The sequence below is a fragment of the Leisingera sp. ABD4_442 genome (assembly GCF_056160905.1).
Genome location: NZ_JBSWYB010000011.1, coordinates 65,208 through 91,847, shown reverse-complemented (window position 1 = coordinate 91,847; position 26,640 = coordinate 65,208). Strand labels below are relative to the sequence as shown.

Genomic DNA, 26,640 nt, shown 5'->3' with positions numbered 1-26,640 from the left:
TCCTGCGGCCTTTGGCCGGTCTTGTTTTGAAGTCGCGCGCAGCATAGAACGCGCGGCAAGCAAGGCAAGCCCCGGGTGGCACCCCGCGGGCCACAGGGCTCAGGCAGATCGGAGAATGCGCCAATGAACATCCTTATCCTCGGCAGCGGCGGGCGTGAACATGCACTGGCCTGGGCAGTGATGCAGAACCCCAAATGCGATCGTCTGATCGTGGCGCCGGGCAATGCCGGCATCGCCCAGATTGCCGATTGCGCGGCCTTTGACATCGAGGACGGCGGCGCGGTGGTGGCCTTCGCCGAGGAAAACGCCATCGACTTCGTGATCATCGGCCCCGAGGCGCCGCTGGCCGCAGGCGTCGCCGACCGGCTGCGCGAGGCAGGATTGCTGGTGTTCGGCCCCTCCGAAGCGGCGGCAAAGCTGGAAGCTTCCAAGAGCTTCACCAAGGAAATCTGCGACGCGGCAAATGCCCCCACCGCAGGCTACGGCCATTTCACCGATGCTGAGGACGCCAAGGCGCATGTCCGCCAGCACGGCGTGCCCACCGTGATCAAGGCGGACGGCCTGGCGGCTGGCAAAGGCGTGATCATCGCAATGACTGAGGACGAGGCCATGGCGGCCATCGACGATATGTTCGGCGGCGTCTTCGGCGGCGCCGGCGCCGAGGTGGTGATCGAGGAATTTATGGAAGGCGAGGAAGCCTCCCTGTTTGTGCTGGTCGATGGCGAGGACGTGCTGGCGATCGGCTCCGCCCAGGACCACAAGCGCGTCGGCGAAGGCGATACCGGCCCCAACACCGGCGGCATGGGCGCCTACTCCCCCGCGCCGGTCTTGTCGGCAGAGGTCGAGGCAAAAGCGATGGAAGAGATCGTGAAGCCCACCATGCGGGTGATGGCAGAGCGCGGCATGCCCTACCAGGGCGTGCTCTATGCCGGCCTGATGATCCAGGACGGCCAGCCGCGGCTGGTGGAATACAACGTCCGTTTCGGCGACCCGGAGTGCCAGGTGCTGATGATGCGCCTGGGCGCCCAGGCGCTGGACCTGATGCACGCCGCGGCTGAGGGCCGCCTGGCCGAGGCGCAGGTGAACTGGGCGGATGACCATGCGATCACCGTGGTGATGGCGGCAGAGGGCTATCCCGGCTCTTACGAGAAATTCTCCGAGATCAACGGCCTGGACGCGCTGCCCGAGGACAGCAGCAATATGGTGTTCCACGCAGGCACCAAAGCGCAGGACGGCAAGGTGCTGGCAGTTGGCGGCCGGGTGCTGAACGTGACCGCCCGCGGCAACACCCTGCAGGAGGCCCGCGACCGTGCCTATGCGATGGTGGACGGGGTGGACTGGCCGCAAGGCTTTTTCCGCCGCGACATCGGCTGGCGCGCGCTGAAGTAATACCGGTGCAGCAGGCCCTCCCGCCTGCTCCGGGCCAATCGCAGATTGCCCCTCGCAGTTGGGCGTGGCCGGGCGCAGCCGCGCCCGGCGGCAGCGGTTGGACCGCCCCGGATTGCAAATGTGCAGCAACCGCTGCACCGCCTTCCCAGCCGAAGTGAAAGCACCGGCCGGAGGAGTTCTTTTCGGGAAGTTGAACAGGCAGGTCCTGCCGGGCAGCAGGCCCTACCTCCGTGCCCTGACGTGACGGGACCGCAACGGGAACACCCCGGCGCCCCTGCCGCGGCAGGGCAAGCAGGCTTCCAAATGCGCAGCTTTGCCCGCAAATTCGCATGGTTGAGATGAGCTCCACCGTCCTCCGCGCAATTTAACCGCCAGCCATGGCTATGGCACCGGAGCTATTCAGCTCCGGCCAGGCGAACCCGGCGGTCTGCTTCCCGCTTGCAGCCAACAGGTTTCAACCGCCGCAATCGCACTGCCTGCCCCCAGCCAAGCCGGCTGCGGATACCACTGCCGTTCAGCTGCTCCAAGGCTGCAGGCGGAACCGGCGAAAGGTTCGCACCCGGGCTGGAACGGAGCGGCAGAATTCACAGCGCAAAGGCCGGTTTCGGCCTCCCCCGCGCGCAAGGGTTCTGCTGCAAGTTCCCATAGAGAAGCCAGGCGCGGATCAGCCTCAGCCATTCATTCGGCAAAGACGCGGGGACAATCCTGAGTCTTTTGCATCCCCGCATTGGTATTCCGCCCCCGCCGCCATCCTTGGCGGAGTCCCGTAACAGCGCGGTGTATGCGTCTGAGCCTTGTGGCATTGACCACGCCTCCTAGCGCACCAGCAACGCTCTCTGCATCGTCCCGGGCAGCTGAATGCAGCCGCCCTGGACCCCCGGTCAGAAGGCAGAAAAACCGCACATAGCCAGCATTTTGCCGCTGCCCGCAAGCAGCCAGCACTCGCTTAAACCCTCTGCAATCCCGCCGGAATTGGGCCGCCCAGACCGGCTGAACAAGACAGTTGCTTTGGTCAGGACCCATTAACCCTGCACCGCTGGTTCCTCCGGTTTTGTGCCTGACCAGGCACGCCCCCGCAGGAATAGCGGTTCTATTCCAAGGGCCTGTAACGCAGTTCAGGGGCAAAATCAGTCAAATCCTGCGAACGCGTGAACCGCTGCAATGCAGCGGCCTTGGCCGCTTGGAATTGACCGCGCCAGCCCCGGCGCGCTCAAAACCCCTGTTTTTTTTTGCGGTTCGCGCGCCAGCAGTACAGTATGAGTGCGTCCGGCCCCTAGAACAGCGACAGGATTGGATCACTGACTCCACCGCTGGCCCCGGTTCCGTTCAGATCGGCCAGCAGCAGGAACCTGTTTCGGAATTCATCCAGCTTGCCGGGCTCCAGAAAATCCGCGGGATGGCTGGTTCCAAAGGCCGCAAAGGCACGCTCCTTCATTTCGTCTACTTGCCGGTCAATATCCAGCTGGCCAAAGCTCGAAGGGAGACCCAGTGCAGTTTCAAATACCGACTTCAAAGGCGGCGACCCGATAATGTTGTACCAATGGGCATCCTCGCTGCCGCCTTCATCGGCGACGTCCTGCAGCTCCCGCTCAAGAGCAAGAGCCAAGCGCATGTTCTGATCCGTCTGACCGATTTCGATTTCAAACTGGCGCGTGGTGTAAAGCTCTGCAATTTCCTCGGCAAAACCTTCCGGATACTCCCGCTCGCTCACGCCCTGATTGAAACCGAATGCATGGGCCATAGACCGCAAGTTATCCTCGTAATGAAGATTTGCATAGGAGATGTCAGAGGAGAGATCGGATTCAAACGCACGGATCACCACGTCGAAATCGAGCCTGCGGTGATTCAGATTGAACACATCCAGTGTTGCTTCGAACAGGCTGATATCAAACACCACCTGGCGCGGGTCGGCAAATGACCCCAGCTTGTCCGTGATCTCGTCGGACAGCACCTGTATTTTGCCCGGCTGCTCGGGCCAGCCATTCTGGAAGGCGTCCGCAAAATCGTAGTAGGCCAAGTTTGCCGGCTGGTTCACAAAGGAGTTCGGATCGGACAGGTCTGACTCCAGAACCTGCCGAAGGAAATCTTCCCCGCGGTTGCTGACGTTGAACTGATCCAGAGCTTCCTCCAGCAGCGCCGGCCGCTCCAGCAGCTGATCCGGGCTGGTGAACTCATTGATATCCGGCCAGCCAAATCCGAAGGCCCGGGACATCGCCAGGTATTTTTTGTCGTCCAGCTGGTTCACATAAGAACTGGGATCCGTCGGATCGGACTCCAGAACCCGCTTCAGAAAAACCGGGTTTGTGCTGTCCACACCAAAGGTATCCAGCGCCGCCTGCAGCAAATCTGCGTCCGCCAGCAGGTCATCGGCCGTGGCAGGCCCGCCATCGTGCTGGTTGAATTCCGTTACCAGAGCCTGAATGCTGTTTTCATACTCTGGCGGCTGGTTAAAGCTGAACTGGCTGGCAAAATCGATCAGCTCAGTTTTGCCCAGCTTGTTCGCAAAGGATTCCGGGTCGGACAGATCCGACTCCAGCACCCGCATCAGAAAGAACTCATTGCCCTCGTATTTGCTCAGCCCGAAATCGCCGAGAGCCTGCCGCAGCAGCGAAGGGTTTGACAGCAGGTCTTCAGGCGAATTCACGCCCGCATAGGGATTTTCGGCCCGCCTGCTGGGCATCTGGGGGCCATTCGGACTGTTGAACCCGAAGGTTTCGGCCAGCGCCATGTATCTGCTGTCATTCAGGCGGTTCACAAAGGACGCCGAGTCGCTCAGATCGGATTCCAGAACCTTCTTAATGAAGGCGCGGTTGTTGATGTCCTCATCCAGGCCAAATGCGCCCAGCGTCACTGTCAGCAGGCTGAAATCATCCAGCAGTTCATCGGCGGATTGCACCTGGGTGATCTTCTGGGTGAAATTCTGGATATTCCGGTCAAGCACCGGGGATTTCTCGTAAATCTCCTGCTGCTGCTCGCGGGTCCGCTGCAGGAAATTCCACCCGGCAATCCCGGTGCCGAACACATATGGTGTGAAACTCACGCGCAAGACTCCTTGAATACCGGCCCGGACGGCCTGCGCCCGGCTCTGCTCATCAGCATCAAGGTAAACCGGAAATGCTAAGCAAAGCTAAAGCGCCCCTGCCCCAAGGATCATTATTAAGGCAATGATTTTAGGTAAATTTCAAAGGCCCTGCAGCCACTCAGGGGGGGCAGGGCTCCCGCCTGCTCCCAACCGCGGCACGCCTGCTCAACGGCAGGCCAGTACCGCCGCCAGGCCCGTTGCCGGATCAAAGGCGCCCATATCCCGGGTGGTGATTTGATCACCCTGCAGCCGCGCCGCCATAATCCGGCGCCAATCGCCGCTCACCATCACCAGTTCCGCCCCCTCACCGCAGCTGCGGATGCCGGAGGTGATGAAATCCTCGCCGATGCGGTGATTGGTCAGCCCGGATTTTCTGGCCACTTCGTGCAGCGCGCCATCCCGGAACCGCCAGATCCGCAAAGTCTTGGCCAAATGCGGCCGGTCGACATAGGCGATCTCGGCATATCCGTCGCCATCCAAATCCGCGGCGCCGATGGGCGCCAGCCAGCGGTTGCGGGTGCCGATATGCGGGGTTTCGGCAATCTTTGCGCCGCCCGCATCATAGACGGCCAGCTGCGCGCCCAGTGCCATGTCGGTCTCGACCGCCAGCACCTCCGGCCTGCCATCGCCATCCACATCCGCCAGCCGCGGCGCAATGTCCTCGAACACATGATCCAGCGGCAGCCGGATCAGAATCCCGGATGTCTGGCAGACAGCCTTGGCGGGCAGACAGCCGTCAGAGCCGGTCTTCTCCACCGTCAGCTCCAGCGCGCCGTATTCCACATCATCACCCAGCACCGCATGGCCATAGCGGCTGGTGGGCTCGCCGTAGCGCGCCGAGACGATCCTGCTCTCGGCTGCCAGCGCAGAGGGGCCGGCCAGGGCCAGCCCCAAACACAGCGCCCGCCAAACGCGGCGGGCGGAACCGGGCCGGGCGCGCAACGGATGACGCCGCGCCGCCGGCCCCGCAGTCATCAGATCTGCTTCTCGGGCATATGCACAACCAGGCCGTCCAGCGAGTCGCTCACCTTGATCTGGCAGGTCAGGCGCGAGCGGGCCGGATCGGGCTCATAGGCGAAATCCAGCATGTCCTCTTCCATATCATCCTTCGCGGGCAGCTTCTCGACCCAGTCCGGCGCGATATAGACATGGCAGGTCGAGCAGGCGCAGGCGCCGCCGCAATCGGCTTCGATGCCCGGAATGTTGTTGTCGCGCGCGCCTTCCATCACGGTCAGCCCGTTGGCCACATCCACCACGTGCTCGGTGCCGTTGTGCTCGATATAAGTGATCTTTGCCATTGTCAGCTCTCTTCCCTTTTCCGGTACTTGGGCGACTGTGTAGCCAAGCCCCTGCGCAGGCGCTACCCCCAATTGCGACGCCGCCCTGCCGCTGCTGGACTTTCCCGCGACATGTTCTATATTTGTTCACGATCAAATATTCTCAACCGCAGGGCCGTTTTCCTCATGCCAGCCCCCGCCACCGCCATCCCCGCAGCCGCCGCAGCCGCTTTGCGGACCGGCCAGCAAACCAGCCTGTCCCCCTGGCCGCGCCCGCCCCACTGCCTGCCTGCCGCCCGGCTGCAGGAGCCGCCTCAGGACGCCCGCATCACCGTCGCGGGCCTGGTGATCCTGCGCCAGCGCCCGGGCACCGCCAAAGGCGTGATCTTCGTCACGCTCGAGGATGAGACCGGCATCGTCAACGTGATCGTCTGGCGCAAGATCTACGAGGCCTTCCGCCGCGCGGTGATCTCCGGGCGGCTGCTGCGCGTCACCGGCCGGCTGCAGCGGGCGCATTCCGTGACCCATGTGATCGCCGAAACGGTGGAGGATATTTCGCCGATGCTCGACCTCCTGCTGGCGGAACAGGGCCGCCGGGACGATCCGGCCTTTGCGCCAGGCCCGGAACTCGGCTAGGCTGCTCCAAAAGCACCAGCGCCCGGCCCCGTCAGGGGAACAGACAAGGGCGCCGGCAAGAGGCACCCGGGCATGATGCCATCAAACCTGATCCCCAGCCGGCGCCTGGCGCCCGCCCTGCTGCTGGCAGCCCTGATTGCGCTGCCCGCCTGCGTTGCGCCGCCGCCCGGCAGCAGCGCCGCCGCCGCAGGCCGCTATGCCCCGCCTGGCGCGCCGCCCGATACCTGCTGGAGCAAACAGACCTCGCCCGCGGTGATCGAAACCGTCACCAGCCAGGTGCTGGACCGGCCGGCGGAAACCGACGGCAGCGGCCGCATCACCCGCCCTGCGGTGTTCCGCACCGAAACCCGCCAGCAGATCGTGCAGCCGCGGCAGGAACGCTGGTTCGAAATCCCCTGCCCCGCCATGATGACCCCGGACTTCATCCGCACCATCCAGCGCGCCCTGGCTGCCCGCGGCCTCTATCGCGGCCCGGTCCACGGGCAAATGGATGCCGCCACCCGCAAGGCAGTGCAACGCTACCAGGCCCCCCTGGGGCTGGACAGCGGAACGCTGTCGCTCACCTCCGCCCGCAAGCTGGGCCTGGTGGCCGTGACTGGCTGAACCATCCGGTTCAGTTGCATGGTTCCCCGGTGCCCCGGCCTCTGCTAAGGTCCGCCGGACCGGGCCCGCAACACAAAGAGACTTGGCCATGCTGACAACCCGCCTGCCCGACACCGGCTTTCTCTCCGGCGCCTCCGGCCCGCTGCGCCGGATGCTGGAAAGCCAGGCAACGGAAGTGCGCCTGCGCCAGGGCGAAGTGCTGTTCGAACAGGGCGATGCGGGCGATGCGCTCTATGCCATTGCCGAGGGCGCGCTGGAGTTTTCGGTGCTCTCCGCTTCCGGGCGCAAGCTGTCGCTCGACATGATGCGCCCCGGCGCGGTCTTCGGCGAGATCACCCTTTTTGATCCGGGCGAGCGCACCGCCACCGCCATCGCCGCCGAACCCAGCCGGGTGCTGCGCCTGCGCAGCGGCGACGTGCTGGAGCAGATCCGCCGCCACCCCGACCTTGCTGCCGACCTGCTGCGGCTGGCCGGCCAGCGGATGCGCTGGATGAACACCCAGCTGAATGAGCAGGTCTTCCTGCCGATGCCGGTGCGCCTGGCCCGCAAGCTCCTGTATCTCGCCCCCGAAGGCCGCGACGGCCGCATCGCCCTGTCCCAGGCAGAGCTGGCGGAGTTTGTCGGCGCCACCCGCGAAGCGGTCTCCAAGACACTGTCCGCCTGGAAACGCAGCGGGCTGGTCGGCATCAGCCGCGGCGGCGTGCAGATCCTCGACCGGGGCGAACTGGCGGTGCTGGCGGAACCGGATTCAATCTAATCCCGGCGGCAGAAAATTCTGCAGCGAAATCCGTGCTCTGTAATCCCGGTCACAGAACTGGCGCCCGCACTGCGCCATAACACCTGCATAGACAGCCATTATCCGTTCCATCCCAATGGCTGCCTGTCCAACAAGAGCCATGTGCCCGCCAGCACATGGCTCTTCCCCTTTTGCGTACCGGCTATCCCGCAGGGCAACGGAATTCTACGCGAATTCCGGCCCGGGAAACGGCCAAAAGTTTTCGAAAACTTTTGCCAAGACTTTTCCAAAAGTCTTGTGCCGCAGAACGGAAAAAGGCCGGGCACCCGCCCGGCCTTCGCCATGATTTCAGGCTCTCTCTGCGCGCCGGATCACTCGGACAGGTTCAGCGCCACAAAGCGCGGCTCGCCGCCGCGGCGCACCAGCAGAAGCAGCGACTTGCGGCCCGCTTCCCGGGCCTCTTCCACACGCGCTTCCAGCTCACCGATAGAGGCCACTTTCTGCTGACCCGCCTCGGTGATCACATCACCCGCCCGCAGGCCCTTTTCCCAGGCCTCGGAGGTCTCATCCACCGACAGGATCGCCAGCCCGTCGATGCTGCTGTCCAGGTTCAGCTCACCGCGCATCTGCTCGGTCAGCACCCCAACCGACAGTCCCAGCAGCTCCTTCTCGGACACATCCGGCGAGCCGCCATTGCTGTCCGGGCCAGAGGCCACGCGCTCGGCATCCTCGCGGCGGCCCAGGGTCACCCGCAGGGTTTCCGTCTTGCCCTCGCGGTAAACCACCAGCCGCACAGTCTTGCCGACTTCCGCGTTGCCGACCTGGCGCACCAGGCCGCGGGTGTCCTTCACGTCCACGCCGTCGAAGCTGACGATCACATCGCCGGCCAGCACCCCGCCCGCCTTGGCAGGCCCCTCCGGAACATCGGTGACCAGCGCGCCGCGCGCTTTCTCCAGGCCGATCGCCTCAGCCAGGTCGCTGTCCACATCCTGGATCTTCACACCCAGCCAGCCGCGGCGGGTCTCACCGAATTCCTTCAGCTGCTCGACCACCTTGACCACCACGTTAGAGGCCATCGAGAACCCGATACCAATGGAGCCGCCATTGGGCGACAGGATCGCGGTGTTCACGCCAACCACGTCGCCATCCATGTTGAACAGCGGCCCGCCCGAGTTGCCCCGGTTGATCGCCGCATCGGTCTGGATGTAGTCGTCATATGACCCCGACAGTTCGCGGTTGCGCGCCGAAACGATACCAGCCGACACCGAAAACCCCTGCCCCAGCGGGTTGCCCATGGCCACCACCCAGTCGCCGACGCGGGCGGTGTCGCTGTCGCCGAACTTGACGAATTTCAGCGGCGCCGGCGCCTCGACCTTCAGCAATGCGATATCGGTGTTGGGATCGGTGCCGATCACTTTGGCCGGCAGCAGCTCCTTGGGCTGGCCGTCGCCGGGAAAGAACTCGATCTCGATCTCATCGGCGCCTTCGATCACATGGTTGTTGGTGACGATATAGCCATCCTCGGAAATCACAAAACCCGAGCCCAGCGCCGACGACCGGCGCGGCCGGTTGCCATTGCCATTGCGGTCCTGGAACTCGCGGAAAAAATCCTCAAACGGCGAGCCTTCAGGCACAATGCCCTGGGGGCCGGTGCGCCCCTCGACCACCGTGGTGGTGGTGATATTGACCACCGACGGGCTGACCGTCTCGGCCAGCGGCGCCAGGCTCTCAGGCCGGGCCTGGGCGGTCGCCGCCTGCATCAGCAGGACCGCCATGCTCAGCACCGCAAGCCAGATCCAGCGCAGTGCCGCGCCGCTGCCGCTTGCCCGGCGGGAAATTGCAATTGCCTGTGGCTGCACGGGTCTACTCCTTGTCACTTCTAATTCTTCTCCTCTGCCCGCCTTTGCGCCAATACCGCAGGGCCCGGGCGGAGTCTTATGCCTCCAATGTAGGAACTTCCGCCGGGCGCGCAACCGATGTTGCAGGCATTCAATACAGCGTGACCGGCAGCAGGCCGCCTTCAGGCGCGCAAACCGCCCCGCAGAGCCTGCCCGGACGTCCTGCAACAGGTACCGCAGGCAGATCCGGCCGGGTCCGGACTGCTGCCCGTTTCTTGTCCGCTTTCTGCAGATGCACCCTTTCTTAGGACCCTTCTGGTAAGCAGCAGCCATCTGTATTTGTTAATTGCCCGGTGACCTGAAGATGCTGAAAACCTCCATCAAGACAGCGATTCTCACGATTGTCCTCCTCGCCGCGGCGGCCATGGCCGCTCAGTTCGGCATTGCCCGCTACTCCGATACCGTCAAAAGCGGCAAACAGGCGGAACTGGACAGGATCAGCTCCCTTGCCGCGACCCTCGACAGCCTGGAAATCGCCTTTCTCTCCGCCCGGCGGGCTGAAAAAGACTTCCTGCTGCGCCGCAATGAGGAAAGCGCCGAACGCCATGCGCAGGTGATGGGGCGTCTGCGTTCTGACATTGAAACAGCCCGCAGCCTGGGGGCCGCCATTCCCGGCATCGCGGAACAGGCAACCGGTTTCACGGCCCTGACAACAGCGGTTGACGCTTATGGCACCGCCTTCCTGCAGCTGGCGGACAGCCACCGCCGCCTGGGCCTGGATGAGAAATCAGGCCTGCAGGGCAGCCTCCGCGCCGCGGTGCATGAAGTCGAAACCAGGCTGAAGGAGATCAACCGCCCGGAAATGCAGGTCAAAATGCTGATGATGCGGCGTCACGAAAAGGACTTCCTGCTGCGCGGCGCCCCCAAGTATCTCGACCGCCTGAATGCCCGCGTGGCGGAGTTTCTTGAGTTTCCCGCCAGCTCTTATGCCACTCAGGCCCAGCAGTCGGAGATCCAGGCCCTGCTGGCGGCCTACCAGGGCGCGTTTCAGGATTTCGTAGCCGAATCCCTGGCTGAAAAGCAGCTGCGCAAGGAACTGTCCGCCCGCTTCGCCGAAGCGGAACCCATCCTGGCAGAACTGCGCAGCCGCGCCCGCGCGCTGCAGGACGGCATCCGCGCCGAAGCCATCCAGGCAGAGCAGGCCGCCCGGCAAACCGCCCTTGCTGCAGGTCTTGGCGGGCTGGTTCTGTTCATCCTGGTCGCCCTCCGGCTCGGCCTGGGCATATCCCGCCCGCTGGCGCGCGCCAACAGTGCTCTCCAGGGGATGATGGCGGGCGACTACAGCAACGATCTGCCGCGCTCCCGCATCACAGAGGTTGCCTCGATCTCCAGCGCGCTGGAGGTGTTCCGCAAGGATCTGCAGCAGCGCGACCGGCTGATGGCCGACATTGCAGAGGTGATCACCGCCTGCGGCGCCGGCGATTTCTCCAAGCGGATCGGCACCGGCGGCAGCGACGGCGGCTTTGCCGGCCTTGCCCGCGGCGTGAACCAGATCGGCGAGGCTGCGGAACACGGTGTCGGCGATGTCATGAAGGCGCTCAGCGCCCTGTCTCAGGGCAATCTGACCCACCGCATGCCAAACGGCCACCAGGGGGTGTTCAAGGAAATTTCCGATACCATCGACACTCTGAACGCAAACCTCACCGGCATTGTCCGCCAGCTGACCAGCAGCAGCGGCGCCGTTCTCAGCACCTCGGATGAAATCGCCGGCGCCGCCGAAGACGCCTCGCGCCGGGGCGAGCATTCCGCCGCCTCGCTGGAAGAGACGGCCGCGTCGCTCGACACCCTGAACGCAGCAGTGCTCAGCACTGCCGAAAATGCCAAACAGGCCGACGGCCATGTGAGCGATGCGCAAAACCAGGCGCGGGCGGCCCATGAGCTGGCCAGCGAATCGATCGACGCGATCCGCCGGGTTGCAGACTCTTCGCAGGCAATTGCCAAGATCACTGACCTGATTGAGGACATCGCCTTCCAGACCAACCTCCTGGCTCTCAATGCCGGGGTTGAGGCCGCCCGCGCAGGCGAGGCCGGGCGCGGCTTTGCCGTGGTCGCCTCGGAGGTGCGCAACCTCGCCCAGCGCTCGGCCGGCGCCGCCGGGGAGATCAACGAGCTGATCAAGAACAGCGGCCGCGAGGTCGACACCGGGGTCGGTTTGGTGGAACAGACCGGCGAGGCGCTGGCGGTCATTCAGCAGGTGGTCGACCAGATCGTCGGCAAAGTGCGCGAGATTTCAGAGGCCGCCACCGATCAGGCCGGCAGCCTCAGCGAAGTGAACGCAGCGGTGACCGCGCTGGACCGCAACGCCCAGCAAAACGCCGCCATGCTGGAAGAAACGGCAGCCGCAGGCCAGCTGCTGCGCCGCGAGGCCGGCAATCTGGTCAATGCAGTCGGCGGCTTCACCATTGAAGAGACCGGCGGCTGGCAAGACGGCAGCCGGCAGGCGCAGGACAGCGGCAAACCCGGGCTGGCCTCCGCCGCCTGAAGGCGGCTCAGGGCTATTCCCTGCCCTGGCATCGCAAAACCGAAAACAGCGCGGGCTGCTGCCAGCCCGCGCTGTTTCTTGTTTCAAGGACAGGCGGGACGGGCCCGTCAGACCCCCAGCCGGAACGCCAGCCAGACCAGCATCAGCCCCAGTGCCAACGCCGCCAGCCCGGCATTGCGGCGCTGCTCCTCGCTCAGGGCGCGCAGCATTTCCAAGAGCCGCTCCACAAGCGAAGGGGCCAGTGCGTACACCAGCCCCTCTGCAATCAGCACCAGCCCAAGGGCCAGGAGGATAAACCCCATTACCGCGTCGCCGTCTTGCCGCCCGAGGACTTCAGGTAGTTGAAGAACTCATTGTCCGGCGACAGCACCAGCGAGGAGTTTCCGGCCAAGAGCGAATTCGCATAGGCGTTCAGCGAGCGGTAGAATTCAAAGAACTCCGGATCCGCGCCATAGGCCGTAGCAAAGATCCCGTTGCGCTCTGCGTCCGCTTCACCGCGGATCACCTCGGCTTCGCGTTCCGCCTCAGAGACCAGCTCCACCTCGGTCCGGTCGGCCTGCGCGCGCACACGCTGCGCCGCCTCTTCACCGCGGGCGATCTCATCCGCCGCTTCCCGCTCACGCTCGGCGCGCATCCGGGCAAAGGTGGCTTCCAGGTTGGCCTGCGGCAGGTCGGTGCGCTTCAGCCGCACGTCGATCACCTCCAGGCCCAGCTGGCGGGCCTGGGCGATCGCCCCATTGCGGATCCGCAGCATCAGCGCGAAACGGTCCGACGACAGGATATCGTTGGAGCTGACGGAACCCAGCACCTCGCGGGTCTGCGCCCGCATGATCTTGTCCAGACGCAGCTCGGCACCGCCGATGCCGCCGCCGCCAACCGCTTGGCGGAAGGTTTCCACATCAGCAATCCGGTAACGCGAGAACGCATCCACGATCAGGCGGCGGTCATCCAGCGGCGTGACCTCCAGCGGGCCCACTTCCAGGCTCAGGATACGGTCGTCATAGCGCACCACATTGTCGATAACCGGCAGCTTGAACGCCAGGCCCGGGGTCTCCTTGACGTCAACCACCCGGCCAAAGCGCAGCACCAGCGCCTTTTCACGCTCGTCCACGATAAAGATCGAGGACAGCACCGCGATGGCCGCAACCACCAGAACAGGCAGAAGAAGAGTAGATTTCCGCATCAGTTGCCCCCCTGCGGCTTGCGCAGCTCATTCAGCGGCAGATAAGGCACAACGCCCTGGCCTTCACCGCCTGCGTTCTCATCCAGGATGATCTTGTCGACCCGGCCCAGAACCTCTTCCATGGTTTCCAGGTACAGGCGCTTGCGGGTCACTTCCGGCGCTTTCTGGTATTCCTCCAGAACCGCGGTAAAGCGGCTCGCCTCACCCTGGGCCTCGTTCACGACCTGGGCGCGGTAGGCCTCCGCCTCTTCCAGCGTCTGCGCGGCCTGGCCGCGGGCGCCTGCCAGCTTGCGGTTGGCATAGGCGTCAGCCTGCTTTTCCAGCCGGTCGCGTTCCTGGCCTGCGGACTGCACTTCGCGGAAGGCGTCCTTCACCGGCTCCGGCGGGTCGGCGCCGTCAAAGTTCACCCGGATGATGTTCACGCCGCTGTCATAGCTGTCCAGCGTCGACTGGATCAGCTCTTCCAGGCGGGCGGTGATGGCGCCGCGGTCGCGGTTCAGGATCGGTGCCAGCTCGGACTGGGCGATGATCTCGCGCATCGCCGATTCCGACACCGCGTTGATGGTCGAACGCGGGTCGCGCAGGTTGAACAGGAACCGCGCCGGATCGGAAATGTTCCACACCACCTGGAAATCCACGTCGATGATGTTCTCATCCCCGGTCAGCATCAGCCCGGCATCCGAACCGCGCGCACCGGAGCCGATGTTCTCGGTCTGCTCCACCCGCACCGGGATCACCTCCTTGGTGACCAGCGGCCAGGGCGCAAAGTTCAGGCCCGGCTGCCCGGTCGAGGAGTATTCGCCCAGGAACAGCTCAACTGACTGTTCTTCCGGCTTGACGGTGTACACGCTGGCCATACCCCACAGCACCGCGCCGGCAATCACTGCCAGCCCCAGGGTGCCCTTGGTGAACAGCGGCGCACCGCCGCCCGGGCCGCCGCGTCCGCCGCGGCCGCCGCCAGAGCCGCCGCGCCCGCCCATCAGCACGCGCAGCTGCTCCTGGCCTTTCTTCACCAGTTCATCAATCTCGGGGATCTGAGGTTCCTCCGGCTTGCGGCCGCCGCCGCCTCCGCCGTTGTTGCCCCGGTTGCCTCCTCCGCCGCCGGAAGAGCCGCCGCCCCCCCAGGGGCCACCGCTATTGCCCGCCATTTGTCTCCTATCCGTTTGCTGCCGCCCATGATGCATGACAATGGGCGGCATGAGTTCTGGTTCTTGCCGGAACGCCCGATCAGGTCGAACGCACCGGAGTCTTCAGGGTTACCAACTCTTCCGACATTGTCGGATGCACTGCAACAGTCCGGTCGAAATCTTCTTTGGTTGCACCCATTTTTACGGCAATACCGGCCAGCTGGATCATCTCGCCCGCACCAGGTGCGACGATATGGCAGCCCAGCACCTTGCGGGTTGCCTTGGAAACCACCAGCTTCATCAGCACTTTCTGCGCCCGGCCCGCAAAGGCCTGCTGCATCGGCTTGAAGGAAGTGGAGTAGATCTCGACCGCCTCCTGCGCCGCCGCCTCTTCTTCGCTAAGGCCCACGGTGCCCATTTCGGGCTGGGTGAAGATCGCAGTCGGGATCAGGTCATGGTCGGGGCTGGTGGGGTTGCCTTTGAACACGGTCTCGACAAAGGCCATGCCCTCGCGGATCGCCACCGGCGTCAGGTTCACCCGGTCGGTCACATCGCCCACCGCAAAGACCGAAGGAACGGCCGTCTGGCTGTAGGCATCGACCACGATGGCGCCGCCCTTGCCGCGCTCGATCCCGATCTCTTCCAGCCCCAGGTTATCCGCATTCGGCGCCCTGCCCGTGGCATACATCACCTTGTCGAACAGATGGGTATTGCCATGGGTGTCTGTCACCCGGATCTTGCTGCCCTCCTGGCGCATTTCGGTGACATTGGTGTTCACCCGCAGGTCCACGCCAGCCTCCACCATGCCTTCCGCCACCACGCCGCGGGCTTCCTCGTCAAAGCCGCGCAGGATCTGCGGGCCGCGGTAGAACTGGGTGGTCTTCACGCCCAGCCCGTTCATGATACCCGCAAATTCCGAGGCGATATAGCCGCCGCCGACAATCAGGATCGATTCCGGCAGTTCGTCCAGGTGGAAAATCTTGTTCGAGGTGATCGCCAGCTCCGAGCCGGGGAACTCCGGCACTGTCGGCCAGCCGCCGGTGGCAATCAGGATATGCTTGGCGGTCTTGCGGGTGCCGTCGGCCAGTTCCACCGTGTGGGCATCGGCCAGCCTGGCGCGCTGGTCAAAGCTCTCAACGCCGTTGTTCTTCAGAATGTTGCGGTAAATGCCTTCCAGCCGGTCCAGCTCTGCGTGCAGCTTGCCCTTGAAGGCGTCCCAGCTGAAGGCACCGGGCTGGATGTCCCAGCCATAGGCCTGGGCGTCTTCAACCATGCCCGAATATTCGGAGGCAAAAACCATCAGCTTCTTCGGCACGCAGCCGCGGATCACGCAGGTGCCGCCATAGCGGTCTTCCTCGGCCAGCGCCACCTTGACGCCCTCTTGCGCCGCAACGCGTGCTGCGCGCACCCCGCCGGAGCCGCCGCCGATGACAAACAGATCGTAATCAAAGCTCATGTAGTTCCGCCCTTTGCATTTCTTGATCAAGTGTATCCCATAACGGACCACCAAACGCCATATGCCCAAGTGGGCGTTCCCGCGCCGCATTCAACCTTTTGCAGTGAATTTGCACTGGGTTGTGAGGCGGAAACCCGGCATTTCGCCCGGCCAGGCCCGCCGCCGGCGGCGGAAACGGAATTCGGCGCGAATTCCGTCCCGAAATCCTGCGAGGATTTCGGGACAGGTTTCAACAGCCACCCGCCAGCCCCCGGTTTCCGCTCCGGAAACCGGGCCGAATTCCTCGCAGGAATTCGGCTGCCCGCGCTTTCCTCCCACACAGCCCCGCGCGCAGAGCCAGGCGGAATTTCAGTCCATCAGATCGGTGAACAGATTGTCGCTCTCGACAAAATCCAGCTTATCCTTCTCGACGGTGCCCTCGTTGATATCGCGCACCTCGACCCGGCCGTCGCCGTAGCCGATCACCACGGTGTCGCAGATGTCGATAAACAACCCGTTCTCAATCACCCCGGGGATCTGGTTCAGGACCAGCGCCAGCTGCCGCGCGTTGCCGATCCGCTTCAAATGCAGGTCCAGGATGTAATTCCCCTCGTCGGTCACAAAGGGCGCATCGCCATTCATCCGCAGCGTGGTGCTGCGGCCCATCACATCCATCGACACCAGGGTTTCTTCCAGCAGTGCCTGGCTGCTTTGCCAGCCGAACGGCAGCACCTCCACCGGCAGCGGGAAGGCACCCAGGGTTTCGACCGATTTGCTGGCATCCGCAATCACCACCATCTGGTCCGAGGCAGTGGCGACGATCTTCTCCTGCAGATGGGCGCCGCCGCCGCCCTTGATCAGATTGAGGTCCGGGTCGAACTCATCGGCGCCGTCAATGGTCATGTCCAGCCATTTGGCCTCATCCAGCGGCACCACATGGACACCCACATCCCGCGCCAGCGCGGCGGTGCGGCTGGAGGTCGGCACCGCGGTGATCCGCAGCCCCTCCCCGCGCACCCGCTCACCCAGGCAGCGCACCAGCCAGGCGGCGGTGGAACCGGTCCCCAGCCCCACCCGCATGCCGTCCTCGACCATCTCCGCCGCCCGTTTGGCCGCGACGAATTTCGCCTTGTCGATGGGGGAAAGCTCGCCGGTCATCCAATGTCTCCAAGAATTCGCATCTCTGCGCGGTTATAGGCGGTTTTCCGCCTCCGTGCGAGGGGGGATTTTTGCCGCCCCGCGCTGCCCCGCGGCTGGAAACCGAGCCATTCCGGGCTACTGATCAGCCTGTCAGAGGGGGTCAGAGGGGGGAGGAAGACCATGCTGCAATTCGACGAGGACACCACCCGCGTTCTGGAAGACGCCTATCAGGGCGCCGACATTTCCCGGCGGCGGCGGGCCAATTTCGACGCGTTGGCCCCTCAGCCTGGCGACCGCATCCTGGACCTGGGCTGCGGCAACGGGCTGTTGACGCTGGAGCTTGCCCGCACCGTCGGCCCCGCGGGCCATGTGACCGGGCTGGACGCCAGCCCCGACATGCTGGCCGCCGCCCGCCAGCGGCTGGACGGGCGCGCCAACACCACCCTGACTGAAAGCGATGCCGCCAGCCTGCCGTTTGAGCCAGACAGCTTCGACAAGGCCGTGTCGGTGCAAGTGTTCGAATATATCACCAGCCGCCGCCCCGTGCTGCGCGCCCTGCACCAGGTGCTGAAACCCGGCGGCCGCCTGGTGATCGGCGACATCCACTGGGACACGCTGGCCTGGCACAGCGACAATGCCGCGCGGATGCAGCGGTTTCTGGCGATCTGGGACGCCCATATGGCCGAACGCGCCTTGCCCGCCTGCCTGCCAGAGGAGTTGCGCGGCTGCGGTTTTGCCCCCGGGGTGCTGCAGCCGCTCACCATCTGCGACACCAGCCTGCGCCCGGACGGCATGGCGGCCATGATGATCCGCCTGATCCGCGCCTATGCCGTTCAGACAGAGGCCACCGACGCCGACGACGCCGCCGCCTGGGCGCAGGAGCAGGAGGAACTGGCAGCCGAGGGCCGTTTCTTCTTTTCCCTCACCCATTTCGTCTGCACCGCCCGGCGGCTCTGAGCCGTTTCTGCGGAAAAACAACGTGTTGCCAACGCAGAAAATGTGATGCTGAACACGGCGCGAGCGCCTTTCCGATCAGGCTTTGCGTGTTTGCTGCGGTGCGGGAAAGATTTTGGCCAGTTTGCGGAGGTTCCGGGCGGCGGCGGCGAGGAGGAATTCGCCGTTTGCGCCGCATGGGCCTCGCAATCGCAGACGGCCCAGGCCGGAAATGCGTTTGAGGTGGGCGCAGAGCATCTCGAGCTTCTTTCTCAGCTTCATCGAGATGCCGTATTGGCGGGTCTTTGCCCCTCTCGTGCATGTAAACATGCACTGCCGGGCGGTGGATATCGCGGGCAACCTGGCGGGCGTCTTCATGATCCTCGCGGGTGATCGGCCGGAAGTCCATGTTCGGGCAGCAGAACTGCTTTGAGGGACAGGCCTGGCAGGTGTTCTTGAGACTGCGGTATTTGGCGCACCCTTGCCAGCCGGTCCCCGGTTCGGGCCGGAGTAGTTCCGGCGTAACTGCTTCAGAGCGTGGCTTTCGGGGCAGATGTACCGGTTGCTCTCGGCGTCCCATTCAAAATCAGTGCGGGTCCAGGCGCCATCCCTGCGGCCAGCCTTGCCGATAACAGGGAAATGCAGGGCCTTTACGCCGCAGTCCATTGACTGGCCGGATCGGAATGCGATGTGAACTTGGGCTGAACAGGTGTTGCTGCACCAAAGGCCGCCTCGTCCAGCACCTCAAGGCATTCCTTCACGGCACGAGGCGCATTGTCCGGATCAATGGTGCTGTGATCCCAATCTTCCTTGGGTGCGGAGTTTTGCTTGCTGGCATCGGCCTCGATCAGGCTGGCATCAACAGCCATACATTAAGGCCGCTAGTGGGTTTGGCCGATGCGGTGAACAAAGGGCCAATGTGCCAACCTCTCTTCCGTCAGCACGCGGTCCGCGCGCTTGCGTGACCAGAGTTCTGCCAACACTCTCGAACCAATACAGCAAAAGAACCGATTGGCCCACTCGCAGACCGTTCAGGCCGGGTGCAAACGCTTCGTCCAAGATGACCTCACATTCAGGCCCATCCGCCTGGGTATTGTTTGGACAATCTTCAAGTCGCTTGTGTGGCGTTTTGATACAGCCGATCTGGTTGAGTTCAACCATTAGCCCGCCTCCATAATCATGCTCTTGAGTTTGATTTTCTTGCGCTTGAGCTGAAGTCAGTATTTTCATACTAATGAGGATGAAAATTTGGAGGCTGGCTCTAGCACTATGGGCAGAATGGAAGAAAAAAGAGAAGCGAAGCGCCTCTCAATCTTGAACGCAGCGCGGGAAGAATTTCTCTCAGCAGGCTACGAAGCCGCAAACATGGACAGGATTGCGTCACTCGCGGCCGTTACGAAACAAACTGTCTATCGCTATTTCCCGTCCAAGATCGAGCTGTTCGAAGCTACTGTCAGGTTTGTGGGGCAATCAAGCAATGCTGACTTCGCGCGTCACTTGACAGATCCTGACACCCGGGCAGCGTTGGTGGGCTTCGCCCAGGGATTTATCCGCTGGTACATTGCAGATGAGCCCTTGCGCATTTTCAGATTGCTGGTCGCCGAAAGCGCCAAGTCGCCTGAGATCATAGAGAGCTTTTTTGCCGTGGCGCCGGATGAGACGAGTGCGGCTTTGTCACAATTTCTGAAGGAACGGCTATCCGTTGCCGATCCAGATGAGACTGTGCTTCTTTTTACATCGATGCTCTTCGCGTTCCGGGATGACGTTCTCTTCGGAAGAGGCCGACCGGACGAACAAGAAATCGTCCAGCTTGCTGAGGCCGCAACACGGGTGCTGCTGGCCGATCTAAAAAACGGCTGATCAAGCCGCCGAGCTTGAATGCAAACGGGCTGCAATAGCATGGCTGCGCACGATTTTTTCAGCCGACCTTGTGTCAAAGCTCTCTACGACAGAGGTTCGCACCGATGGTCTGTCAAGGATATTCATTGACCACCTTGCGACATTCGGCAAAGCGTCAAGAATACCCGCAGCGAACTGGCCATCAAGCAAGGCGATGGACCTGAACACAGGTGCAAAGGCCCCATCAATCAAGCTAAAATCTGCGCCATTGAAAAATGTGTTCTCGCCAATTGTTTCATCAAGGGCACGAAGCTTCGTTCTCAGCTTCATTCTCTCAGCGTGGAATATATCCTGGTTGTCCGTGGTTTTCAGCTCGTAGATATGATCCAGCAGACCATAGCTGCGGCTGATCCACATACGGTTTTGCGCTTTCAGGAAGGCATCTCGGGGATGCAGATCGCCGCTGGTTGCCTCGTTGACGAATTCATTTATGGCAGCGGATTCAAAGAGAACCTTGCCATCCGCCAACAGAAACGGCGTCATGCCTTCTGGCGAGACCTGGCGCACCCAGCCCGGCATTTCGCCGGGCTCGATGTAGGTCACGGTGAATGCGGCCCCCTTTTCCTTCAAGGTAATAATCGCGGGCTGGATGAAAGGGCAAAAGTCATAACCCACGACTTCAAATTTGATCATGGCGGCCTCTTAGTTCAGGATTTGGTCAGGAAGATCATTCAGCGCTTGCTGTTCCTGCAGCAGGGCGCACAACGATGCAGATCGCTTACCCGAACCGCAGAAGGCCAAGACCGGGCTTCCGAGATCACTCAGCGCTTTGACGAATGCCACCGCATCGCTATTTGAAACCGCGCCGGGCTGAACTGGCACATAACGCAATTTCAATCCAATTTTGCTTGCAGCTTTTTCAAGGTCAGCAAACCTGGGCTGATCCGCGCTCTCACCATCGGGCCGATTGCAGATGATCCCCTTGAACCCCGCGGCCTTTACTGCCGCCAGATCATTCACTGAAATCTGCGGGCTCACACTGACCTCGGATGAGATCCGTTTAATATCCATCTAAAGCTCCTTGTCAGAAAAGGCGGGTGCAGGCGGAGAGAGCTGAAGCCTGCCAGCTTCAGCCTTCCTCTCTGGTTAGATGCAGTGTGTAGGCGATGATCGTGACCAGGATGATGGCACCACCGGCCAGGCTGTTGGCACCCGGCACCTCAGTGAAGAAAAGGAATGCCCAGATCGGAGCCAAGACAGTTTCCAGCATCAGGGTCATCGACACTTCGGTCGCAGTGGCATAGCGGGTTGCGACCATCGACAGAACCCGGCCAAACGGAGCGGTAAGCAGGCCCATCGCGCCCATGATCAGCCATGTGTTCAAGCTGAAGGCCGATGGCTCGGTGAAGAAGAACATTGCCACTGCCAGCAGGAAGCCTCCAACACCCACTGCCCCCATGCGGCTCACGTCGGGAAATTTGCGCAAGAGTGTCATCATCAGGGCAAGGCACGAGACCGCAAACACAGCCAGCATGTCGCCGAACCAGTTGCTGGTGCCGGTCGAGCCAGACACCACAACTGCAATGCCGGCAAACACGCCGGCAATGGCGAACAATGTTTGTCCGGACACTTTTTCACGCAGGAATATCCAGCTGAACACCGCTGCAATCGCTGGTGTCGTGCTGAAGATCAGGAACGTGTTTGCGACAGAGGTGTTCTTAATCGCGAATACCAGCCCGCTGGCGCTTCCCAGCATCAAGAGCCCTGCTGCCAGCAAGGGCCACCCGCTTTCTCGCAATACCTTAATAACACCTCGCTTGTCGTTCAGCTGAATGACGGCAGCCATTGAGATCGCGGTGAAGAGGCCGAAGAGAAACGAGGTTTCAAGCTCTTCCACGCCGGAAAACCGGATGAAAACCGGATCCAGGCTCATCAGCGCTGCCCCAATGAGCGCGATCCCAATGCCTTTGAGACGCACGTTCCGGCTTGGTTGGATGCTTGTTGTTTCAGACATTGCCATACCCTTCGTTTTGCAGGACAGGCCGTCGATGTGCGGGCGTCCAAAAATCATACTCACAAGTGTGATTATGAAGATTCGGATCGCCAGTCAACAAAATCATACCGTCAAGTATGCTTTTCAGATGCGGCAAACCCAAGCAGCAATAGCAGTCGTTCAGGAAGGTCGCAGCATTTCCCAGAATGGGCTCGCTACCGGCCAAAGCTGCGTTTAGGCTGGACCTCTGCTTCGGAATGGCGAACGGCTGCATCGTTCGCCAAGGCAGGTCATCTGCCGATACGCGCAGCGATGCTCAAAGCATCTTCAAGTTCAACACCCAGATAGCGCACCGCGCTGTCGACCTTGCTGTGACCAGGCAGAAGTTGGACTGCGCGGAGATTGCCAGTCTTCCGGTAAATTTCCGCTGCCTTCGTACGGCGGAGCGAATGCGTGCCGTAGGCGCTTGGTTCCAACCCAATGGCTGTTACCCAGTCGCGGACCAGCCGACCGTACCGGCGTGTCGAGATGTGAAGCCGATCATGGAAGCGGCTTGGGAACATGAACGGGCATGCAAACATCCCGGGCGACTTGCCCCAGGCCAGAACAGTTTCTCTGGTATTTTCGGTCAGTTCGAACCGCACAGGTCGCTTAGTCTTGCTTTGGATCACCGAAACGCGCTCCTGGACGCGATCATCCTTCACTAGATCAGTCCCTGTAAGTTTGACCAAATCGCAGCCGCGCAAATTGCTATCTATGGCGACATTGAAAAGAGAGAGATCACGCAGGTTTCCGGCAAGTTCGAGCCGTGCCCGGATCGCCCAAACCTGCTTTGGCAGCAGCGGCCGCTTCTGCCCGATGATCCGTCCTTTATTCCAAGCCTTGCGTTTTGGGGTTGCTGCGGGAAGTTGGACTCTTGGCATGATTTGCCCTCCAATCCTCCCTCCGCACCCAGTCATCAGCACCGCGCTGACAGGGCCTTTTTGCACGTGGGACTGAGCCGCCGGTTCGGGCGGCAAATCAATTTGCGGTCTCCGCGCGCGCATTGGACGGCTGTGCACCCATTGCGACAGATGCTGCAGAAATTACGAACGGCAGCATCACAGGTTTGCAGATCATTGAATTCCTGCAAGACCAGAAATAGAGATCGGCGCCCTGCAGATCTCTAGAAACCGGTCAGTCAGCCCTGACTGAACCGCTTGACGCGAGCGGGCAATCACCACCCTGTAGTGCCCGATGCTTTCCTTAAGCGGCCGCGCAACGATTGGGTCGCCTTCAGTCGTGCAGTCCTGTTTGGGCGGGAAGCCTGCAAGCGTGAAACCGAACCCCTTGCCGACGTAAGCCTGAACAAGCTCGCGGGATTGGGACTTGAACGGCACTTCGGGGTGAACGCCCGCGGCCTGCAGCAGTTGCAGGTAGCTGGGGCCGGGCCCAGCGGGCGAGACGGAGATATAGGGCAGACCAGTCAGGTCGGACAGGCTGATCCGGGCTTTCGCTGCCAAAGGGTGCGCGCCTGACAACAGAACCAGGGGCGGCAGTTCCAAAAGAACTTCAACCTCATGCCGGCCGGGGTCGAACCCCTGGTCAAAAACCACCAGCGCATCCACCTCGCCAGTGTCCAGCGCGGCCACCAATGCCGGATAGTCTGCTTCCTTCACCTCGATACGGACGCCCGGATGGCTTTCGCGGAAAGCAAGCACTGCAGGCAGAACGATCTGCTGCGCAAGTGCGTGATGGGTGCCGATGTGGATCCTGCCGGTGCGGCCAAACGCCAGATCCGCGGCCTGCCGGTCCAGTGCAGCCGCCTGCGTCAGCAGCGCCTCGGCCTGGGTGGCGAAGGTCTCGCCAGCGCGGGTCAGCCGCATACCTTGTGCCGGAAACCGGTCAAACAGGGTCAGGCCGGTAGCGGCCTCCAGCTTGTCCAGTGCCGAGGCGATAGCCGCGGCAGAGACATTCAGCTGCCGCGCCGCCTGGGCAATACCGCCCTGCCGTGCGGTTTCCGTCAGGTAGGTGAGCTGGCGAAGGGTGAAGCTAACCATTGGGAAAATCTTCCTTTGAAGCAGGTTAAATCAGTTTTTCCAGTTTTAGGACAGACCCTATGCTGCCTGCAGGCGACAGCGGAGGATATCATGGAAATATTGCCAATGACCGGCGGTTTGGGCGCGGAAATCCTGGGGGCGGATATCCGCCGCGGCAAGGATTTCAGCACCATCCGGGACGCATTTGCGGAATTTTCGGTGATCGTGCTGCGGGGGCAGACCGCAGGGCCAGAAGATCACCTGGCCTTTGCCCGCCGCTTCGGGCCGGTGAATGTCAACCGGTTCTTCAAACCGGTCAAGGGCCACCCGGAAATCGCCACTGTCCTGAAAGAGAAGGACCAGAAAGAGGCCGTTGGCGAGGGGTGGCATACCGATCATTCCTATGATCAGGAACCGGCGATGGGCTCTATTCTTCACGCCATCGAGATGCCGCCCTATGGCGGCGACACCCTGTTTGTCTCCATGGGCGCCGCCTATGAGGCGCTCTCAGCGCCAATGCGCCGGTTTCTTGATGGTCTCACAGCCGTGCATTCCTCGCGCCATGTATTCGGCGCCGCCGCGATGGACAGCGAGGCGGTGAAATCGGGCCGTCTGGGCAATGCGGAGGCCGCCACCCAGGACGCCCGGCATCCGGTTGTCATCACCCATCCGCTGAGCGGGCGGCGCGGCCTTTTTGTGAACCCGGTCTTCACCACCCGCATTGAAGGGCTGAACCCGGAAGAATCCTCGGCGCTTCTGGCCATGCTCTATGCCCATTGCCAGCAGCCGGAATTTCAATGCCGCGTGCGCTGGCGGGCCGGTGACATCACAATGTGGGACAACCGTGCCACCTGGCATAAGGCGATCAACGACTATCACGGTTTCCGCCGCCTGATGCACCGGGTCACCGTCGAAGGCGTCCCGCTTGCCTCCGCACCCGCATCCTGACCGCTGATGAAAGCTCAGTCATGACCAGCCACAGCTCTCAGACAGACACCCTCCGGCCCAATGTCATCCTGATCCTGGCGGACGACATGGGGTTTGCCGACCTCGGCTGCACCGGGTCAGAGATCCAGACCCCCAACATCGACGCCCTTGCGCGGGGCGGCGTGATGCTGTCTGCGATGTACAACTGTGCCCGCTGCTGCCCGACGCGGGCGTCGCTGCTGACCGGGCTTTACCCGCATAACGCCGGCGTCGGGCATATGGGCGCCAATCTGGGCACGCCCGCCTATCAGGGGTTCCTGCGCAATGACAGCGCCACCATAGCCGAGCATCTGCGCGCCAGCGGCTATGCCACGCTGATGTCCGGCAAATGGCATGTGGCCGGCGATTTCGAGCCGCGAAGCGTGGACAGCTGGCGGGTTGGTGACCTTGAGCACCCGACACCGCGCCAGCGCGGCTTTGACCGGTTTTACGGGATCATGGACGGCGCCACGCATTTCTTCTCGCCGCATTACATGCTGGAGGATGACAGCCGGGTCGAAACCTTCCCGGATGATTTCTACTTCACCGACGCCATCACCCAAAAGGCCATCGGCATGATCGAAGGCGCGGTGGCGGACGAAAAGCCATTCTTCCTCTACCTCGCCCATACCGCGCCGCACTGGCCGCTGCATGCCCATCCTGAGGACATCGCAAAATACGATCACGTCTATAACAAGGGCTGGGACTATATCCGCACCGCACGCCATGAAACGATGAACGGCAAGGGCGTGTTCCAGCGGAACTGGGACATCTCCCCGCGTGACACCACCGTGCATGGCTGGGAACAGGAAAAGAACCAGGACTGGGAGGCCAGCAAGATGGCCACCTATGCGGCGATGGTGGACCGCATGGACCAGTCGGTCGGCACACTGATTTCGGCGCTGAAACGGCTCGGGCAGTTTGAGAACACGCTGATCCTTTTCCTCAGCGACAACGGCGGCTGCGCCGAGTTTATGGCCGAAGACGGCTGGGCGAAGTTCTACCCGGACAAAACGCAGGACGGCAGGCAGATCACCATGGGCAATGTGACCGGCCTGCGCCCAGGCGATGCCCAGACATTTCAAAGCTATGACAAGCCCTGGGCCAATGTCTCCAATGCGCCGTTCCGCCTGTACAAGCATTATGTGCATGAAGGCGGCATCTCGACCCCTCTGGTCGCCCATTGGCCAAAAGGGTTCAAACCGCGCAGTGCTGCCCATGCGGCCTGCCACGTGGTCGATATCCTGCCGACCATCCTGGAAGCCGCCGGCGCTGCCTATCAGACCGAGGCCGGCGGCCATGAGATCCAGCCGCTGCAGGGAGAGTCACTGCTGGGCCTCTTTCAGGGCAAGGACTGGCAGCGCGCGCAGCCAATCTTTTGGGAGCACGAGGGCAACGCCGCGATCCGCCTGGGTCAGTTCAAGCTGGTGCGGCTGCATGATTGCCCCTGGGAGCTCTACGACATCGAGGCCGACCGCACCGAACTGACCGATCTTGCGGGCCGTAACCCCGCATTGGAGAAAGATCTGATCCGCCAGTATCAGGCCTGGGCCCAAGCCGCTGGTGTGCTGGACTGGAACGAAGCGCTGCCGAAATTGCTGGCGGCGTGGAAGATGGAAACCCCGAATGGCTGAAACTGATGGCTAAGCGGCGACTGGGGGTCCACTGGTAAAGGACGGGATTGTCCGCTACCTGCAGATTGCCCGCTTCATCGCCGCTGCGCGCTGAACCAATGGCCGGTATTTCCGCCGCTGCGCGGCGGAACACTTTGTGCCAACACAGCGGTATTCACGCTGCGTGCGCGTGCAGCAATAAATCACAATGACCGGTCCGGGCTCTCAACAGCCATCGCTGCGCCGGACCCGCACAGCGCCTTTCCGCCGCTTCGCATCCCGCCAGCCAA

Annotated in this window: 24 protein-coding genes and 1 pseudogene; 9 read left to right on the top strand and 16 right to left on the bottom strand. The window is 62.5% G+C overall.

The genetic code is table 11. From position 1 onward, the window contains the following. Window positions 1-123 precede the first annotated feature (123 nt). Complete coding sequence (purD, locus tag ACXAHG_RS11210) at window positions 124-1,389, top strand: phosphoribosylamine--glycine ligase (RefSeq protein ID WP_475057276.1); 1,266 nt, start codon at window positions 124-126, stop codon at window positions 1,387-1,389. A gap of 1,273 nt (window positions 1,390-2,662) precedes the next feature. On the opposite strand, the gene ACXAHG_RS11205 is transcribed toward purD, so the two are convergent. From ACXAHG_RS11205 to ACXAHG_RS11195, 3 genes are all read right to left on the bottom strand, one after another. Further along, window positions 2,663-4,429, bottom strand: a complete 1,767-nt coding sequence (locus tag ACXAHG_RS11205) for a DUF1217 domain-containing protein (protein ID WP_475057275.1) — start codon at window positions 4,427-4,429, stop codon at window positions 2,663-2,665. Between the two features lie 207 nt (window positions 4,430-4,636). Beyond that, entirely contained in the window at window positions 4,637-5,446 is an 810-nt protein-coding gene (locus ACXAHG_RS11200) for an FG-GAP repeat domain-containing protein (RefSeq protein WP_475042146.1), read from the bottom strand. Then, the gene (locus ACXAHG_RS11195; RefSeq protein WP_475042145.1) at window positions 5,446-5,769 is read right to left on the bottom strand and encodes a 2Fe-2S iron-sulfur cluster-binding protein; all 324 of its coding nucleotides are present in this window, start codon (window positions 5,767-5,769) and stop codon (window positions 5,446-5,448) included. Before ACXAHG_RS11195 ends, ACXAHG_RS11200 begins: the two co-directional genes overlap by 1 nt. Window positions 5,770-5,934: 165 nt before the next feature. Here ACXAHG_RS11195 and ACXAHG_RS11190 point away from each other — a divergent pair, with 165 nt between their 5' ends. The 3 genes from ACXAHG_RS11190 (at window position 5,935) to ACXAHG_RS11180 (ending at window position 7,744) form a co-directional block, all read left to right on the top strand. Next, window positions 5,935-6,384, top strand: a complete 450-nt coding sequence (locus ACXAHG_RS11190; RefSeq protein WP_475057273.1) for an OB-fold nucleic acid binding domain-containing protein — start codon at window positions 5,935-5,937, stop codon at window positions 6,382-6,384. 72 nt (window positions 6,385-6,456) lie between these two features. After that, a complete protein-coding gene (locus tag ACXAHG_RS11185; protein WP_475042141.1) occupies window positions 6,457-6,987 on the top strand; it encodes a peptidoglycan-binding domain-containing protein in 531 nt (176 codons plus the stop codon). Between the two features lie 88 nt (window positions 6,988-7,075). Beyond that, entirely contained in the window at window positions 7,076-7,744 is a 669-nt protein-coding gene (locus ACXAHG_RS11180) for a Crp/Fnr family transcriptional regulator (RefSeq protein ID WP_475042139.1), read from the top strand. Between the two features lie 350 nt (window positions 7,745-8,094). On the opposite strand, the gene ACXAHG_RS11175 is transcribed toward ACXAHG_RS11180, so the two are convergent. Next, the gene (locus tag ACXAHG_RS11175; protein WP_475042137.1) at window positions 8,095-9,582 is read right to left on the bottom strand and encodes a Do family serine endopeptidase; all 1,488 of its coding nucleotides are present in this window, start codon (window positions 9,580-9,582) and stop codon (window positions 8,095-8,097) included. Window positions 9,583-9,925: 343 nt separating this feature from the next. Between ACXAHG_RS11175 and ACXAHG_RS11170 the strand changes: the two genes are divergently transcribed. Next, window positions 9,926-12,103, top strand: coding sequence for a methyl-accepting chemotaxis protein (locus ACXAHG_RS11170; RefSeq protein ID WP_475057272.1), 2,178 nt, complete (start codon window positions 9,926-9,928; stop codon window positions 12,101-12,103). A gap of 107 nt (window positions 12,104-12,210) precedes the next feature. Here the strand turns inward: ACXAHG_RS11170 and ACXAHG_RS11165 are convergent, their stop codons facing one another. The 5 genes from ACXAHG_RS11165 to rpiA form a co-directional block, all read right to left on the bottom strand. Continuing rightward, window positions 12,211-12,405 carry a DUF2065 family protein gene (locus ACXAHG_RS11165; protein ID WP_475057270.1) on the bottom strand — a complete coding sequence of 65 codons (195 nt, stop codon included), beginning with the start codon at window positions 12,403-12,405 and terminating at the stop codon, window positions 12,211-12,213. Beyond that, window positions 12,405-13,286: a protease modulator HflC gene (gene hflC / locus ACXAHG_RS11160; protein ID WP_475042133.1), complete on the bottom strand. Its 882-nt coding sequence runs from the start codon at window positions 13,284-13,286 to the stop codon at window positions 12,405-12,407. The genes ACXAHG_RS11165 and hflC overlap by 1 nt, the downstream gene beginning before the upstream one ends. Further along, window positions 13,286-14,434 carry an FtsH protease activity modulator HflK gene (gene hflK, locus ACXAHG_RS11155; protein WP_475057269.1) on the bottom strand — a complete coding sequence of 383 codons (1,149 nt, stop codon included), beginning with the start codon at window positions 14,432-14,434 and terminating at the stop codon, window positions 13,286-13,288. Before hflK ends, hflC begins: the two co-directional genes overlap by 1 nt. Before the next feature lie 79 nt (window positions 14,435-14,513). Beyond that, a complete protein-coding gene (gene gor / locus ACXAHG_RS11150) occupies window positions 14,514-15,869 on the bottom strand; it encodes a glutathione-disulfide reductase (RefSeq protein WP_475057268.1) in 1,356 nt (451 codons plus the stop codon). Between the two features lie 348 nt (window positions 15,870-16,217). Next, window positions 16,218-17,006 (bottom strand): ribose-5-phosphate isomerase RpiA, encoded by a 789-nt coding sequence (rpiA, locus tag ACXAHG_RS11145; protein WP_475057267.1) that lies wholly within the window; start codon window positions 17,004-17,006, stop codon window positions 16,218-16,220. 162 nt (window positions 17,007-17,168) lie between these two features. On the opposite strand from rpiA, the gene ACXAHG_RS11140 reads away from it, so the two are divergent. Further along, window positions 17,169-17,945, top strand: coding sequence for a methyltransferase domain-containing protein (locus ACXAHG_RS11140; RefSeq protein ID WP_475057265.1), 777 nt, complete (start codon window positions 17,169-17,171; stop codon window positions 17,943-17,945). Window positions 17,946-18,020: 75 nt separating this feature from the next. On the opposite strand, the pseudogene ACXAHG_RS11135 reads toward ACXAHG_RS11140, so the two are convergent. Further along, a pseudogene (locus ACXAHG_RS11135) lies at window positions 18,021-18,790 on the bottom strand (transposase); the annotation flags it as partial. Next, window positions 18,780-19,082, bottom strand: a complete 303-nt coding sequence (locus ACXAHG_RS11130; protein ID WP_475057356.1) for a TrmO family methyltransferase domain-containing protein — start codon at window positions 19,080-19,082, stop codon at window positions 18,780-18,782. The gene ACXAHG_RS11130 and the pseudogene ACXAHG_RS11135, both read right to left, overlap by 11 nt. Window positions 19,083-19,199: 117 nt before the next feature. Here ACXAHG_RS11130 and ACXAHG_RS11125 point away from each other — a divergent pair, with 117 nt between their 5' ends. Next, window positions 19,200-19,781, top strand: coding sequence for a TetR/AcrR family transcriptional regulator (locus ACXAHG_RS11125; protein ID WP_475057263.1), 582 nt, complete (start codon window positions 19,200-19,202; stop codon window positions 19,779-19,781). On the opposite strand, the gene ACXAHG_RS11120 is transcribed toward ACXAHG_RS11125, so the two are convergent. The 5 genes from ACXAHG_RS11120 to ACXAHG_RS11100 all read right to left on the bottom strand — a co-directional run bounded on the left by ACXAHG_RS11120 (window position 19,782) and on the right by ACXAHG_RS11100 (window position 23,792). Further along, the gene (locus ACXAHG_RS11120) at window positions 19,782-20,453 is read right to left on the bottom strand and encodes a glutathione S-transferase family protein (RefSeq protein WP_475057261.1); all 672 of its coding nucleotides are present in this window, start codon (window positions 20,451-20,453) and stop codon (window positions 19,782-19,784) included. Between the two features lie 9 nt (window positions 20,454-20,462). Further along, window positions 20,463-20,831, bottom strand: a complete 369-nt coding sequence (locus tag ACXAHG_RS11115; protein WP_475057259.1) for a protein tyrosine phosphatase family protein — start codon at window positions 20,829-20,831, stop codon at window positions 20,463-20,465. 58 nt (window positions 20,832-20,889) lie between these two features. Continuing rightward, window positions 20,890-21,774: a DMT family transporter gene (locus ACXAHG_RS11110; protein WP_475042117.1), complete on the bottom strand. Its 885-nt coding sequence runs from the start codon at window positions 21,772-21,774 to the stop codon at window positions 20,890-20,892. A gap of 269 nt (window positions 21,775-22,043) precedes the next feature. Further along, complete coding sequence (locus tag ACXAHG_RS11105) at window positions 22,044-22,676, bottom strand: tyrosine-type recombinase/integrase (protein WP_475057257.1); 633 nt, start codon at window positions 22,674-22,676, stop codon at window positions 22,044-22,046. A 192-nt stretch (window positions 22,677-22,868) separates the two neighbouring features. Next, complete coding sequence (locus tag ACXAHG_RS11100; protein WP_475057256.1) at window positions 22,869-23,792, bottom strand: LysR family transcriptional regulator; 924 nt, start codon at window positions 23,790-23,792, stop codon at window positions 22,869-22,871. 90 nt (window positions 23,793-23,882) lie between these two features. On the opposite strand from ACXAHG_RS11100, the gene ACXAHG_RS11095 reads away from it, so the two are divergent. Together ACXAHG_RS11095 and ACXAHG_RS11090 are read left to right on the top strand one after the other, a co-directional pair. Beyond that, window positions 23,883-24,719: a TauD/TfdA dioxygenase family protein gene (locus ACXAHG_RS11095; protein ID WP_475057254.1), complete on the top strand. Its 837-nt coding sequence runs from the start codon at window positions 23,883-23,885 to the stop codon at window positions 24,717-24,719. Between the two features lie 20 nt (window positions 24,720-24,739). Beyond that, complete coding sequence (locus tag ACXAHG_RS11090) at window positions 24,740-26,371, top strand: arylsulfatase (protein WP_475057253.1); 1,632 nt, start codon at window positions 24,740-24,742, stop codon at window positions 26,369-26,371. The last annotated feature ends 269 nt before the right edge of the window (window positions 26,372-26,640 follow it).